The organism is Planctomyces sp. SH-PL14 (assembly GCF_001610835.1).
Taxonomy (GTDB): domain Bacteria; phylum Planctomycetota; class Planctomycetia; order Planctomycetales; family Planctomycetaceae; genus Planctomyces_A.
On sequence record NZ_CP011270.1, the window covers coordinates 1,749,710 to 1,764,752 of the forward strand.

12 protein-coding genes are annotated in these 15,043 nt (G+C 64.8%); 8 read left to right on the forward strand and 4 right to left on the reverse strand.

The features are described 5' to 3' along the window. Window positions 1-488: 488 nt before the first annotated feature. Entirely contained in the window at window positions 489-1,613 is a 1,125-nt protein-coding gene (gene rsgA / locus VT03_RS06870) for a ribosome small subunit-dependent GTPase A (RefSeq protein ID WP_075092313.1), read from the reverse strand. A gap of 309 nt (window positions 1,614-1,922) precedes the next feature. Then, window positions 1,923-2,426, reverse strand: coding sequence for an FHA domain-containing protein (locus tag VT03_RS06875; RefSeq protein WP_231870612.1), 504 nt, complete (start codon window positions 2,424-2,426; stop codon window positions 1,923-1,925). A gap of 447 nt (window positions 2,427-2,873) precedes the next feature. Between VT03_RS06875 and VT03_RS06880 the strand changes: the two genes are divergently transcribed. From VT03_RS06880 to rsmD, 7 genes are all read left to right on the forward strand, one after another. Next, the gene (locus tag VT03_RS06880) at window positions 2,874-3,248 is read left to right on the forward strand and encodes an SET domain-containing protein (protein WP_082846003.1); all 375 of its coding nucleotides are present in this window, start codon (window positions 2,874-2,876) and stop codon (window positions 3,246-3,248) included. 556 nt (window positions 3,249-3,804) lie between these two features. Further along, window positions 3,805-5,658, forward strand: a complete 1,854-nt coding sequence (gene thiC / locus VT03_RS06885) for a phosphomethylpyrimidine synthase ThiC (protein ID WP_075092314.1) — start codon at window positions 3,805-3,807, stop codon at window positions 5,656-5,658. Between the two features lie 67 nt (window positions 5,659-5,725). Beyond that, entirely contained in the window at window positions 5,726-6,325 is a 600-nt protein-coding gene (locus tag VT03_RS06890) for a hypothetical protein (protein WP_156514335.1), read from the forward strand. Continuing rightward, on the forward strand, window positions 6,309-6,512 hold the full coding sequence (locus VT03_RS06895; protein WP_075092316.1) for a hypothetical protein: 204 nt from the start codon (window positions 6,309-6,311) through the stop codon (window positions 6,510-6,512). The genes VT03_RS06890 and VT03_RS06895 overlap by 17 nt, the downstream gene beginning before the upstream one ends. Window positions 6,513-6,655: 143 nt before the next feature. Then, a complete protein-coding gene (gene aroC / locus VT03_RS06900; protein ID WP_075092317.1) occupies window positions 6,656-7,801 on the forward strand; it encodes a chorismate synthase in 1,146 nt (381 codons plus the stop codon). After that, window positions 7,768-10,260 carry an ArnT family glycosyltransferase gene (locus VT03_RS06905; RefSeq protein ID WP_075092318.1) on the forward strand — a complete coding sequence of 831 codons (2,493 nt, stop codon included), beginning with the start codon at window positions 7,768-7,770 and terminating at the stop codon, window positions 10,258-10,260. Before aroC ends, VT03_RS06905 begins: the two co-directional genes overlap by 34 nt. Window positions 10,261-10,340: 80 nt before the next feature. Then, on the forward strand, window positions 10,341-10,982 hold the full coding sequence (gene rsmD / locus VT03_RS06910) for a 16S rRNA (guanine(966)-N(2))-methyltransferase RsmD (RefSeq protein WP_075092319.1): 642 nt from the start codon (window positions 10,341-10,343) through the stop codon (window positions 10,980-10,982). Between the two features lie 431 nt (window positions 10,983-11,413). Here the strand turns inward: rsmD and VT03_RS06915 are convergent, their stop codons facing one another. Together VT03_RS06915 and VT03_RS06920 are read right to left on the reverse strand one after the other, a co-directional pair. After that, a complete protein-coding gene (locus VT03_RS06915) occupies window positions 11,414-12,613 on the reverse strand; it encodes a BON domain-containing protein (protein ID WP_082846004.1) in 1,200 nt (399 codons plus the stop codon). A gap of 302 nt (window positions 12,614-12,915) precedes the next feature. After that, complete coding sequence (locus VT03_RS06920; protein ID WP_082846005.1) at window positions 12,916-13,311, reverse strand: Dabb family protein; 396 nt, start codon at window positions 13,309-13,311, stop codon at window positions 12,916-12,918. A gap of 365 nt (window positions 13,312-13,676) precedes the next feature. On the opposite strand from VT03_RS06920, the gene VT03_RS06925 reads away from it, so the two are divergent. Next, window positions 13,677-15,005 carry a hypothetical protein gene (locus VT03_RS06925; protein ID WP_156514336.1) on the forward strand — a complete coding sequence of 443 codons (1,329 nt, stop codon included), beginning with the start codon at window positions 13,677-13,679 and terminating at the stop codon, window positions 15,003-15,005. Window positions 15,006-15,043: the final 38 nt, after the last annotated feature.

Sequence of the window (15,043 nt, forward strand, 5' to 3'; positions counted from 1 at the left end):
CGCCCGCAGAACCGGTCAACAGCATTCCGGCCCGCAGCCCTGGCAGGTGAACAAAATCTCATCTGGGGTGGTTCTGTTTGCCTGTTCGCGATTGACCGCGCGGATCGGTTGGGCTTTTTTTGCGTTTTGCGCGACCGAATCGAGGCACAGAGCGCAGTGTCGTCCCACCGGGTCCAGGGGCACCCTGGTCAGGGGGTGCAGGGGGCAGAATGCCTCTTGCCCGCCGGAGGCTGTCTCGTCGAGAGATGTCTGAAGGAGTGAGTGTCCAAGCGCGGACACGGTGCCGTATGCCCCCTCACCAACCCGCGGGGACTGCAGAGCGAGCGTGGAGTCCTCAACGCCAGTACCACAAAGGGGACATCCGTTGCTGACCACGGTTCCTCGTGGAAGCGCCTCCGGCGGCAAGGGGTCGCCCCCTTGACCCCGGCTGCCGTCGCACGTTGGGCTTGAGCTAAGAGAGCTCAGCCGGCGAGCACGCGGTTTGAAGCTCACTCTTCCTGGAGCGCCGCCAGGTCGATCGCATCGCTCTCGAACATCCGGACGTAGCTCTCGTACCGCAGCGGCGAGAGCAGCCCTTCGTCAACCGCCGACTTCACCCGGCAGCCGCTCTCGTGCGTGTGCGTGCAGTCCGGAAAATGACAGTGCGCCACGAAGGGAGGGAACTCGCGGAAGTACCCTTCGACCTCCTGCGGAGCGACATTCCAGAGCTGGAGCTGCCGGATCCCCGGCGTGTCGACCACCCAGCCCCCGCAGTCGAGCTCAAGCAGCTGCGACACGCGGGTCGTGTGCCGCCCCTTCCCGGAGTCGTCGCTCACCGCCCCGGTCTTGAGGCCGAGCCCCGGCTGGACCATGTTGAGCAGGGTCGATTTCCCGACACCGCTCTGGCCCGTGAAGACGGTCGTCTTGCCACTGAGAAGCCGCCGGAGGGCCTTCACTCCCTGGCCGGTCTGGGCGCTGAGAAGGATGCAGGGGTATCCGATCCGGCTGTACTGGCCGAGGATCGGTTGCAGCGGGACGGGATCGATCAGGTCCGCCTTGTTGACGCAGACGATCCCCTGAACCCCTCCGGCCTCGCAGCTCACGAGGAAGCGGTCGATCAGCGTCGGCTTGAGCGGCGGATCGGTGGCGGAGGCGACGATGACCGCCTGATCGACATTGGCGACGATCAGGTGTGCGTGCCGTCCCTGGCCGCGGGAAAGAGTCGAGCGGCGCGGTTCGATCCGCTCGATGATCCCGGCGGTCTCGTTCTCCGGCCGGACCAGAACCAGATCCCCGGTCGCGACGGCATTCCGGGTATCGCGAGCCAGATCACGGACCCGGCGACGGAGTCGGCAGTCGAGGATGCCGCGTTCGGTCCGGACGGAGCAGTGGTTCGCCCCGACCGCCCACAGGACGCGGCCGCGGATGCAGACGGATTCGTCGACGACAAGAGCCCCCTCGTCATCGGTGATGATCGTCCGCTGCCGAGTCAGGGCTCCCTTGCCGGACACCCGCTCATCGGACGTGAGATCCGCGAGGTCTTCGACGTCGTGCCGGGTCAGGTCGGTCCGGCGCGGACGGTGGTCGTGGTTCTTCTTGAAGGCGACGCGGGACTTCTTGCGGGGACCAGTCACGAGGGAGAGGCGGCGAGAGCGAGGAAAGGGACGCGGTTCTCAGCCCGCATTCTGCCGGTTTCCTTCCGAATTGTGCATGTCCAGACGGGCTGAATTACGCCGGATGCCATCGGAGAACAGCGTGGCCTGCGGCGGAGTTTCCGGAGGTGAAGCACCAAGACACAAAGATGACACCAAGGGCACCAAGCATTCCGAACGCTGGTGCCGAAGCCAGGTTGTCCCGACTTCCCAGTGTCCGCGTCGGCCCTGTTCCTAACCTTGGTGAACTTGGTGCCACCTTGGTGCCTTGGTGTTTAACTCGACCCGGCGTCAGTCGTCCCCCATCAGCCACTTCATCGCCTCGTTCTCATCCTTCGAGAAGCTCTGCTTCGGCGGCGGGGCCTTTTCCGACCGCGGCGGGAGCTGGCGCTGCGGTCGCGTTCCCTTGCGGCGCTCGAGGCCGGCCTTTTCCATCAGGCTCATGGCGAACGGATTTTCGTTCAGCTCTTCCTGAACCCGCGGCGGAGGCTCGTTCGACGCCTCGTATTCGATCTTGTACCGGCACTTGGCGATTGTCAGCTCGTCCCCGGGATGGAGGAACTGGCAGTCGACGCGCTGGTCATTGATCTTCACGCCGTTGGCACTGTTGAGATCCCGGACCTGCCAATAGCCGTTCAGCAGTTCCAGTTCGCAGTGCTGCGAGGAGACGTTGGGGTATTCCAGAACGATGTCGCATGAAGCCCGTCGTCCCACCAGCAGCTTCGGCTTCCGCAGCGGGATCGGGTCGCCACCGCCGCATGGCACCAGTTGTCCAAGCATCGTCGCAGCATCCATGGGGTCTTCCGATTCAGACGAGAACGCTCTCTCCACAGCCGTGAATCAGCGGACGGGATGTCCGACAACACAACCGGGTGGACCTCGGACCGCGATCGCGGACGCAGGATGAGGTCGATGTCTGCACGGAAAAGGATTGGCCTGTCAGCGACTCTATCCACGCCCCTGCGGCAAGTCAAACTTTGGTTTGTGCGTGGCCGTCGAAATTCCGGAGCGCGGGCATGGTGGGTCTTACGGTCGCGACAGTCCTGTTCGGAGGCACCGCCGGGAGTCTGGAAACCGCGTCGAATTGCGGCACTTGGAGCTCGCCTCACGACCGGCGGATCGACCGTGGCCCACGGTCGGGGCAATCGCTGCGAATCGCTCCATGCGTCGCTTGCAATCGGGCGAAGTTCGGGCAACATCCTCGCTCATTCGGCATCCGTTCGTTCTCGCTGGGTTGGCATCATGGGGCTGCGTCAGTCGGAGTACATTGAAGTCCGGCAGATTCCGGGGAAGGGGCGGGGCGTGATCGCCCGGACGCTCATTCCCAAGGGGACCATTTTTGAGAAGGCCCCGGTCCTGCTGGTGAAGTGGGACACCATCTCGTCCTCGGTGCTGGCGGATTACGCTTACGCCTGGGAGGGTGAGACGGCCTGCGTGGCGCTCGGTTATGGGTCGCTGTACAACCACAGCTACAGCCCGAATGCGCGTTACGACGACATTGGGAAGGCGACGAAGCACTTCACGGCTCTGCGGGACATTCAGCCGGGTGAAGAGGTGACGATTAATTACAATGGTGAGCCGCACCTGAAGAAGTCGGTCGGTTTCGACGTCAAGTAGGTGGGAGGGCTGATTGAACCGGGTCCAGGGGGACCCTGGTCAGGGGGTGCAGGGGGCAGAATGCCCCTTGCCCGCCGGAGGCTGTCTCGTCGAGAGATGTCTGAAGGAGTGAGTGTCCAAGCGCGGACACCGTGCCGTATGCCTCCTCACCGACCCGCGGGGATTGCAAAGCCAGCGGTGTGGATTGAGGGAGTCCTTATAGCGGGTACCACAAAGGGGACATCCGTTGCTTACCACGGTTCCTCATGGAAGTGCCTCCGGCGGCAAGGGGTCGCCCCCTTGACCCCAGCGGCCGTGGCACGTTGGGTTTGAGCTATGGACGCCGGGCCGGCAGGAACGCGGTTCGACCGAACCGGAGGATGCGGCCCGCTCCCCGCGTTGCAATCACCCCCCCGACAGATACGATTACGGTTGCTCGTCCCGAGTCGCGATCTGCGGTGACGAGACCGTGTTTCTGGATTGAGAGGGATCGCCGGAACTTCCAGTCGCGACAGAGGATGTCGCCGGGAGAACCGCTCCGACGGACTGCGGCTTTCCACCGCCAGGACCACCCAAGATGCCAAAGAACGGTCAGCCCGGCTACACCCTCCCCCCCCTCGGCCAGAACCCCTCTTCCACCGCCGCCGGCACCACCCCCGGCAGCTTCGCCAACCGCGGACACATCGCCCCCGGAGCCGAAGGCCGCTGGACCTTCTCCTCGCCCGATACGCCGGGGATGCCCGAACCCTCCGCCAAGACCGCCTGGGACTTCCTCCCCGAAGGCTGGAAGTCGGAAGTCATCACCTACGCCGCCGTCCCCGCGGAATACCGCCCGGGCGCGACTTCGGTCATCCTCCAGCAGTCCGACCAGACCCTCCGCAAGGTCGACTTCCCGGTCGAATTCCGGCCCATCACCCAGCTCGAACAGGCCCGCGTCGGCATCGTCTCCCCGGAGATGACCCGCGTCGCCGCCCGCGAACCGCACCTCACCCCGGTCCAGGTCCGCGACGAAGTCGCCGCGGGCCGGATGGTCATCCCGGCCAACAAAGTCCACCTCGGCTATCAGCTCGATCCGATGGCGATCGGCCGAGCCGCCAAGACCAAGATCAACGCCAACATGGGGGCCTCGCCGGTCTCCTCCAGCACCGACGAAGAGGTCGAAAAGCTCAAGTGGGCCGAGAAGTGGGGGGCCGACACCGTCATGGACCTCTCGACCGGCGGCAACCTCGATGAATGCCGCGCGGCGATCGTCCGCAACAGCAACGTCCCCATCGGCACCGTTCCGATCTACTCGATGATCATCGGGCGGAAGCTCTATGACCTCGACCACGCCACGATCCTCGAATCGCTGAAGCACCAGGCCCAGCAGGGTGTGGACTACTTCACGATCCACGCCGGCGTCCTCCGCGAGCACCTCTCCTACGTCAAGGACCGCCTCATCGGCATCGTCAGCCGCGGCGGCTCGCTGCTCGCCAAGTGGATGATCGACCACGGCGAACAGAACCCGATGTACGTCCTCTGGGAAGACATCTGCGACATCATGCGGGAGTACGACGTCACGTTCTCGATCGGCGACGGCCTCCGTCCCGGCGGACTGGCGGACGCCACCGACCGCGCCCAGCTCGCGGAACTCTCGACGCTCGGCGAACTGACGGAACGAGCCTGGCGGAAGGGCGTGCAGGTCATGATCGAAGGACCGGGACACGTCCCGTTCGATCAGATTGAATACAACATGAAGCTCCAGCGGACCCTCTGCCACGGGGCGCCGTTCTACGTGCTGGGGCCGCTCGTCACCGACATCTTCCCCGGCTACGACCACATCACGAGCTGCATCGGAGCGACCGCCGCCGGCTTCCACGGAGCGAGCATGCTCTGCTACGTGACGCCGAAAGAGCACCTCGGCCTGCCGAAGAAGGACGACGTCAAGCAGGGCTGCATCGCCTACAAGATCGCCGCCCACGCCGCCGACGTCGCTCTCGGCATCCCCGGCACCCGCGACCGGGACGACGAGCTGACGAAGGCCCGCGCCGCCCTGAACTGGGAAAAACATTTCGAATTGAGTTTCGATCCGGACACCGCCCGGGCGTATCACGATGAGGACCTGGACGTCGACACCGACTTCTGTGCCATGTGCGGCCACGACTGGTGCAGCGTCCGGATCAGCAAGGAGATCGTTCAGTTCGCCAGCGGCAAGGAGGACGGCTACCAGTGGGACAAGGCCAAGGTGAGCGAGGCCCTGACCGCGGAGCAAAAGGAAATCCTCGAAAAGCGGGGCGTCCTGGCTCCGCAGGAAATTCACCGCCTCGCCGCCAAGACCAAGAAGGGCGTCAAGGCGGACGAGGGGAAGGCCTCGTGCCACAGCGACTTCGTCGATGACGACACGGCGAAGAAGATCCAGTCGTCGGTGGAACTTGTGGAATTGGAGCTCTGAAATGATGCCGATCGCGACCACACGCCATCTGAAAGACGCGTGGTCGCGAGTTTGGCGTCTCATTTCCTTGTCTATTCAGATCGTTCGCCTTTCTCTGGCGATCGGTCTGGCGTACTTCGTAGTCGAAAGCTGCTTTGCTCTGACGTTCTTTCACCTGGTCCGAGATCGTCAGGCGTGGACGTTTCACCTTGAGAGAGGGATGCTGGCGATCCAACGCCTGGAGGGATGGAGGAACCCGCAGCCGCGGCATTACGGCGAACTCATCACGATCCGCAAACCGCTGGAGAAGCTCGCCCCGTGGAACTGGGCCTGGTCCGCATCCGCCCCTTCATGGTGGGGTGACGTCGGGTATGACGTCAGACGCCGCGGGCGTCTCCTGGGCTTCGAATTCGCATCAGGCATTTTCTGGCCCCCCTTCGTCACGCAGCATCCCAAAGTTCCGTTCACGATCTTCTCGTTCCCGTTGTGGCTGGCGGTTCCGCTCCTTGGCTACCGCCCGACGCGGTCGCTGATCCGCGGTGTTTCCCGGTATCGCGACGATCGCCGGTCGGGCCTCACGATCTTCCAGAGCCTGGACCAAACCTTCGAAACGCCAGCCGGATCAGTCCCGCTGTCGGCCCCGCTCTTGGTCGCATCGGAGGGAGGCGTCCATGACGGAAAGCTTTGAAAAGCGATACGAGGGCTACGGCTGGATCAAGGTCGGACGCCACCGGGACGATCCTGCCCTGAGCTGGGAGGAGCGGTTTCGGATCCTCGATAAGCACCACGTCGTCGAGACACAGTTCCTCATCGACGAAGTCCGGCGTCTCGCAAAGGAGTGCGATCGTCGGGCCGAGCCGGCGCCGGAGAGCTGAGCGGCGAACGGGGGAGGCCTCAACGCCGGGTTCACAAGGGGGGACACCCCTGCTTTCCCGCGGTTCGAGCCGTAGAGCCTGTTGCCACACAGAACCCGCGGCGTTCGAGCCCTATTCGCCCCGGCTTGGTGTATCATCCCTCCATGCCAGGAAATTCTTTCGGACAGTCCTTTCGAATCACCACCGCCGGGGAGAGCCACGGACCGGGAAATGTCGTCATCATCGACGGAGTCCCCCCCGGACTCGCCCTCACCGAAGAGGACCTACGTGTCGACCTCCGCCGCCGCCGCCCCGGCCAGAGTCACATCGTCACCCAGCGGGACGAAGCGGACGAGCCCGAGATCCTCTCCGGCGTCTTTGAAGGCAAGACCACCGGCACCAGCCTCGCCATCCTGATCCGCAACACGGACCAGCGGAGCAAGGACTACGGCAACATCAAGGAGCTCTACCGGCCCGGCCACGCCGACTACAGCTTCGACGCCAAGTACGGCTTCCGCGACTACCGCGGCGGGGGCCGCTCCAGCGCCCGCGAAACGACCGCCCGCGTCGCCGCCGGCGCTGTCGCCAAGAAACTGATCGCCGAGGAATTCGGCGGAAAGGTCCTCGCCTGGGTCACCCAGGTGGGCGGGATCAAGGCCGACATCGCCGATCCCGCCGCCGTCACGCTCGAGCAGGTCGAAAAGACCCCCGCCGGCGAACCGAACATCGTCCGCTGCCCCGACCCGGCCGCTGCCGCAAAGATGATCACCCTCATCGAAGAGTGCCGAAAGCAGGGGGACAGCATCGGCGGCGCGGCCGAGATCGTCGCCACCGGCGTCCCGGCGGGACTCGGTGAACCGGTCTTCGACAAGCTCAAAGCGGACCTCGCCAAGGCCCTGTTTTCGCTGCCGGCGGTGCTGGGGGTCGAGTACGGCATCGGCTTCGGCTGCGCCACAATGCGGGGCAGCGAGAACAACGACACCTTCCTCTCGACGGGCCGGAAGCCGAGCGGCGATCCCCGCATCGAGACGAACCCGAATCGCCATGGCGGAATGCTCGGCGGGATCTCGACCGGCATGCCGATTGTCCTGCGGGCGGCGGTGAAGCCGACCAGCAGCCTGCCGATCGAGCAGCAGACCGTCGACCGCCAGGGAAACCCGGCCACCGTCCAGACCAAGGGCCGGCACGACCCCTGCCTCCTGCCAAGGTTTATCCCCATGGCGGAAGCCATGGTGGCCCTCGTGATCGCTGACCACTGGCTGCGGTGGAAGGGACAATGCCGGACACTCGCGGAACGCGGAGCGACCTGATGGCCCGCTCCCCGCGCTCCGGCTCCCCGTCGCGATCCCCCCGGCCGACGACTCCCGCTCCCGCCGCGTCCATGCCGCAGGTCCCGGTCTCACCGACGGCCGAGAGGCTGCGGACCGCGGGGCTGGTCCTGTTCGCCCTTTTGGCGGCGGGCTTCTTCTTCACGCAGCTGCCGAACAACTCCGAGTGGACCCGGCTCGACATCTGGCTCAACCTGCCGGATCTCCTGCTCCTCAATCTCCCGGGCAAGGAAACGGCCAAAGAGTCCGGGTGGCAGTTCTTTCCGCAGCGGTTTGACCTGATCGGAGTCGCGACCGCGATCTGGCTCGCCGCCTGGGGAGCGGGCCGGCTCGCCCTCCGCGGCGTGAAGCTGTTTCCGGTACTCAACCCCTACGAGCGAAACCTGTGGGGTTGCGGCGTCGGGATCGGCCTCTTGTCGCTCGCCACGCTCGCTCTCGGAGCCTTCGGAATTCTGAACCGGTGGCTGTTCACCGCCGGCCTCCTGGCGGTCATCGCCGCGGAACTCGTCCTGACGTGGCGGGGCCGGACGCCGCGTTCCGGAGGAGGCTCGCTGCTCGAAGCCCGGTTCTTCGGCGACTCGAAGCTGCCGCTCTTCATCGGCCTCGCGGTCGCGCCGTTCCTGATGGCGATGCTCCTGGGGGCGATGCTCCCTTCCACCGACTTCGATGTCCGTGAATACCACCTGGAAGGCCCCAAGGAGTACTACCAGGGGGGCCGCATCCGGTTCCTGCCGCACAACGTCTACACCAGCTTCCCGTTCTTCACCGAGATGCTGCACCTGCTGGGTATGATCCTGCGGGCGGACTGGTACCGCGGCGCGATCATCGGCCAGACGGTCCTGATGGGTTTCGCACCGCTGACGGCGGCCGGGCTGTTCTATGCGGGACGACGGTGGTTCTCCGAACGGGTCGCCTGGCTCGCCGTCCTCGCGTGGCTGACGACGCCGTGGACCTATCGGATCTCGACGATCGCCTACACCGAAGGGGCCCTCGCGACCTACGTGCTGCTCTCGGCAATCGCAGTCCTCCGCGCCGGCGAGGAGTGGCGCGTGTCGACCGCGACGGGCCGGCGGTGGTTCCTCGTGGCTGGTTTCCTCGCCGGATGCGGCCCGGCGTGCAAATACCCCGGGGCGATCAGCGTCGCGATCCCGATGTTCCTCATGGCCGCCTGGACGGTGGTCGTCGCTCCAATTCTCTCAAGCCGTCGTGCCCCCGCGGAAGCCGAGCCGACGAACGACCAGTCCCGTGTCGACCTCCTGGCGCTGGTCCTGTTTCTCGGCGGCGGGGCGGTCGCCTTCGGGCCGTGGCTGGTCAAGAACCTGATCGAAACCGGGAACCCGTTCTATCCGCTCATGTACGGGCTGCTCGGGGGACGCGACCTCGATCCCGCGCTCCATGCCAAATGGAAGGCCGGGCACCCACTGCCGCTCGGGCACCTGGGGGGGCCGGTCGGGTTTGTCAAAGATCAGGTGCTGCGGTTCGCGGACGTCTTCCTGTGGAACGACTGGCAGACGCCGCTGGCCCTCGCCTCCCTCCCGCTGGGAGCGGGTCTGCTGGCGCTCTGGCGGACCGGACTCGTTCGCCCCCTTGTTCTGTCGGAACCGCAGCCGGCGCATCGCGGCCAGTTCACGCCAAGGACGCTGCTGGCCCTGCTCGTGCTCTACGTTTTCTGGCTCTTCGAAGGGTGGTGTCTCCTGTCGCATCGGCTCGACCGGTTCTGGGTGCCGATGCTCCCGATCGCCTGCTGGATCGCGGGCATCGTGCTGGATGCCCTGATCGGCACATCCGCCACGGGAGCCAGCGCACGAGGTCTGCTGCTCCGCGGAGCGACGGTCACGGTCCTCCTGGGGGCGATCACGCTCTACCACCTGGGCTTCGTCACCTCGGTCCTGGCGGGGAACAATTCGTTCCTGCTCGATGAACGACTGGCCCAGAAGCGGTTCCGGACCCCCAGCATCGCGATCCTGGAGGATCTCCCGCTTCCGCCGGAAGCCCGCGTCCTGTTCGTTGGCGAGGCCGAGGTCTTTGAGGCCCACTTCGACCACCTCTACAGCACCGTCTTCGACCGCTCCATCTTCGAAGACTGGTTCGCGGCCGGGCCGCCGGATGGGCCTGCGGCCGATCGGCCCATGAAGCCTTCGGAGGAGGTGCGGGCCATCCTGAAGGAGAACGGAATCACCCACGTCGCCGTCAACTGGAGCGGAATCCTGCGCTATCGCCCCACGTACGGGTACACGGACTTTGTCCATCCCCGGCGGTTCCAGACGCTCGCCGAGCAGGGGGTCCTGCGGCGTCTGCCGCGGGTCGGTTCTCTCCGAGAGCTGGAGCGAATCCCGGCTGACCAGCGGCAGGAAGTCGAGCGCTGGGCGCCCGACCTCGTCCAGATGTACGACGGGAAGGCGACGATTCCCGGCGTGCAGGTGTATGAGGTCCTGCCGTAACGGGCTCGCTGTCTCGGGGCCGCCGCCGTGGTTTGCTAAACTCCGTTTTTGATTGATCTCCAACGCCGTTTTTTGCCCGCATGCGCATCATCTCCGGACGTTTCCGTCGTCGAAAGCTCCTGTCGAATCCGGGGGACGTCACACGTCCGATCCTGGACCGGGTGAAAGAATCCGTCTTTCAGCGGCTCGAGGCGGACCTGGAGGGGAAGCGGGTCGCCGACGTCTTTGCGGGGACGGGGACGATCGGTCTTGAGGCGATGAGCCGGGGGGCGGCGACGTGTGTGTTTGTCGAGCAGGACAAGGTCGCGTCGTCGCTGCTGAAGCAGAATATCGAGACGCTGGAGGTCCAGGGCGACACGATCTGCTGGTGGACGGACGCACTTTTGTGTTCGTACCGGCCGAAGGGGCCCGACGTGGCCCGGTTTACGCCGTTCGATGTGATCTTCTTTGATCCGCCTTACAAGATGGCGGCGGATATTCGTCCGGACACGAAGCTGTACCGGGCGGTGAAGCGGCTGACGCGGCCTGAGGTGTCGGTGGCGGATGCGTTGTTCATCTTGCGGATTCCGGAGCGGACGGAAGTGACGATGCCGCCGCAGTGGACGGTGCTGTGGGAGGTGGAGATGGCGAACATGATTGTTCGCGTCCACCGGAAGACGGGCGAGGCGGAGGCTTCAGAGGAAGCCACGACGGAAGAGACGGAAAGTCCACCAGAAGTCTGAACCCAACCGGGTCCAGGGGCACCCTGGTGGGGAGTGCAGAGGGGCAACGCCCCTTTGCCCGCCGGAGGCCTGGCCGTCGAGAGATGTCTGAAGGAGGGCGTGTCCAGGCGCGGACATCGTGCCGGATGCCCCCTCACCAAGCCGCGGGGACTGCAAAGCCAGCGGTGTGCTCTGAGGGAGTCCTCAACGCCGGTCCCGCATAAGGGGACGTCCGTCGCTTACCGCGGTTCCTCATGGAAGTGCCTCCGGCGGCAAGGGGGCGTGTGTTGTTTTCTTGGCCCCCTTGACCCCGGCTGCCGTAGCACGTTGGGTTTGAGGTAGCAGAGCCGTGCCGGCAACGACGGTACATCAAAACACAAAAACCCCGGGGAACGGTTCCCCGGGGTCGCGTGTGTTCCATCTGTCCTTCCCGAAGGAGGACGCTCACCGGCTCAGTGCCAGTTGTGGGGGTTCATGAACCACCACCACTTGTCCGTCCGCGGGCTGAACCGCAGGCTCCACGAGCCGTCATCCCACTCGAGGGTCGCCTGACGCCAGTTCAGGGGGACCTGCGGGTAAGGATAGAACGGTCCCATGTACGGCCAGGCACTGGCATCATACTGGCTCGGATAGGTCACCGCCGCGTAGTTGTCGTACTGGGCGTAGGCCGGCCAAGCGTAGTTCGGAACGTTCGGCTGATTGTAGATCATGTGATGGCCGACCGGCTGGACGCCGCCCGGACCCATCTGCGGCTGCGGCGGAATCGGTCCGCCCGGAGCCATGGCCTGAGCCTGCATCATGCCGTTCTGCGGAGCCATCCCCTGGGGAGCACCGTAAGGAGCCCCGCCACCCTGCGGGCCGTAGCCAGCCTGGGGAGCATAGCCGCCCTGCGGGGCATACCCGGCCTGAGGACCGTAACCCGCCGGGGCGATCGGTCCGCGAGGACCGGCACCAGCCGGAGGTCCGGGAGGCAGGGCAAGCTGACCACGGACGGTCAGGCGGTTGATGACGTTCTGCACGCCTGGGACGCTGCTCGCGGCCCGGTGAGCGGCCATCGCCTGCTCGCGGGCTTCGACGTCGCCCACCAGGCTGCAGCTGCCGTTCTTGTAGCGGATTTCGATGTCGTAGCCGCTCAGGCCGCAGCTCGCGAGAGCGTCGGCAACGTTCTGGGCGACTTCCTGGTTGCTGGTCGGAGCCGCTCCCTGCGGAGCGGCGGGGGCGGCCGGAGCCGGGCCAGCGATCGGGGCGAACTCTTCGTTCGACACCTGCTGGATCCGTCCCCGCTTCTCACCCTGGAAACCGGCCTGCTCGATGCCGCTGGCCTTGGGGGCCGAGGCAGCCATGACTTCGAGGCGGTTATCGACCGAGCTGACGCCCGGAACCCGCTGGACGACCTGCGTCACGCGAGCCCGTTCGGCGGCGTCCGAGATCTGGCCGCTGACCGAAGCCACGCCATTGCGGACTTCGATCTGGATGCCCTTCCCCTTCGGGCGGGCCGCCTGGAGAGCCGCCTTGACTCCATCGGCGACCTCCTGATTCGACGGGGCGGAAGCGGACTCGGCCGACTTTCCGCCAAACGGCGCCGCCACAGTCATGGTCGGAACCGCCGCCAGCAGGCCCATGGTCAGGACCCATTTCCGTGGCAGACGCATGAATACTCTCCTTCGTATTCGCAGACATCGGCAGGTCCTCCGGTTCGGAAGGATCTGCCGGCCGAATCCGGAACGGACTCGATTGGAAGACACGCTGTCGGAGAGTTCATCGGCGGGGTTAGTCCGCCTGCATCAACTTTTCCGACGGATTTGGCTGTGACGGTTGGTCCGAACACAGCGAAATTGCGGGTCGTCCTGATGGCTGACGAAGACAAAGGATCGGCCCGCCGGATAGACGGGCTGAATGGCAACTGCTGAAATCACAACAAGATCGGCCGATCGCCCTCGAGCGGGCGTCCGGACTACGGCGTCCAGTAGTCGACGACGAAGGCGTCTTCCAGGATCGGCTTGAGCTGATCGACGAACGCCTTGTGGGCCGGGTGCGGCAGGTACGCCGCGCGGGCCGCCTCGTCCTTAAACGTCACGACAAAGACGTGGGTGAAACCTTTGTTCAGGTTCTCGGGGCTGTTGTTGGTCCCCGCCTCGTAAGCGGCGATCCCGTCGACCTTCTTGGGGAGTTCGGCAAACGCCTTCACGATCCCCTCGACCTGCTCCGGCTTGGCGTCCGGCTTGAACTTGAAGCAGACGACATGGCGCAGAGCCTTGTCCTTCTCCGAGGCGGCCCAATGAACGTTGGCCATGAGCGTGACTCCGAGCAGAGCGGCAAGAGAAACGGAAAGCAGCGACCGGACAGTCATGAGGATCTCCGAGAAATCTGGGATCGCTTCAGCCTACCGACGGCGGATTCGGCCGTCGATTCCGGCACGTAGGGCACCTGCCCGCCCGATCCGATTCGAATTCGCGGGCTGGGCCGATCGGCTTCCCGCTTTCACGGCGGTTTTCCGTACGGTTTCCGGGGACAGCCGAACAGCAGTCGTGGTCGACCATGGAAACGAGCACAACATCGAGGTCCGGGCGAAATCGCTTTCGATGGGGAATGGGGTCCCTGGCCTGGATGGCCACCGTGACCGTTCCATTCCTCGCTTCGCGCCCCGCACCGGAGTACGTTCGATCCACGATTGAGAATCCGCTTCCGCTGCAGTTCGTCGGGCCCAGGGCTCTTTTGCTGAGTGAATATACGCAGGCCGACTACGGGCATCCGATGCCGAACGGGCCCCTTTACTTACTGGACGTTCCGACCGGACGCATGGTCGAGTTAGGCAACGGGGATCAGCAGACCGGTCAGGAGGCGCCCGCAAAAGGGCAGTTCGGAGGCTTTCTCCAGGATCTTGCGGTCGCGGGCGACTTCATCGTCGCCAACATGTCGCACGGCGAGCACGAGCGCCGCCTGCGCATCTGGAACTGGAAGACCGGGCAACTCCGTGTGGATCGAGACAGCACTAGCTGCAAGTGCGGTGTGATCGGCGACCTCGCCTGGCTTCAGTTGGGGCCGACATTCGAACTGCTCCGCATGTCGGATGGTGCATCCGTTCCCTGGAACGGCCCGGCAGATCGAATCGACTTCTCAACCGCCATTCCAAGTCGGGACGGGCGATTCGTTATCAAAACGGATGCGATCGGAGTTCACGTCTGGAGACTGGACTCCGCGGCGGAACACCTCAAGATCGAAGGTGCTCAGTTGGCTGCATGTTCATCGGATTCGAGGTGGCTCGCCACCTTGTCCAGGATCCCCGCCAAGGACGGTCAGTCAGGCCGGTCACACGTCTGGCAGGTTTACGATCTCCAGTCTGGCCAACGAGACTCCGAGAGGAAGACTTCGGACGACGAGTTTTCGTTCGACGCCCTGGCATTTCATGACGAAGACCGATGTCTCGTTGCCTATTCAGTGGTCGCAGACACGTCCGGCGGCACCTATTCCATCAGCCAGTTCCACGAGATCGACGTCTGGAAATGGCGCGAAAACACGCTGGAACGACGCCGGGCCTCCCCGCGCCACTTTCAGGATCTTCGCGAGACCGCATGGGAGCGGAAGTTGACGACACCTCGGACCGTAATCGACCGCGATCACGTACTGGATGTCGTCACTGGAAAGCAGGTTGCGACACTGGATGAGTCTGGAGAGCCAACGCTGCTTGCAACCGCAGAACGTTGGGCTCTCGTATCCGGTCCCGCAGGGGAAGGTCACTATTCGCCCATCAGTACACGATTCGAAGCTCCCGAGTTGCTCGACGTGGCCACCGGTCGGCGGAACTCCGGAGTCACGGACTTTTGGGCCGGCAAGTTCTCCGAAGACGGAAACTGGCTGGTCGTCAGCGACAAAAAGGCATTGAGCGCGTGGAGTCTTCCGCTTCGCCGTCGAGGGCGTCTGAGCCTCGGCTGGGCTCTTCTCGCCTTCGGACCATTGCTGGCCGCCTTCGGTTTCCAGGCTGTCTTCAAGGGACGAACGTCGGCCCCGGTCCCAGTCGGTCCAAAGCGGATCTCCGAAGAGTGAACTTCCGCATCCGCCCGCTCCGAGACAGCAATCGTCTG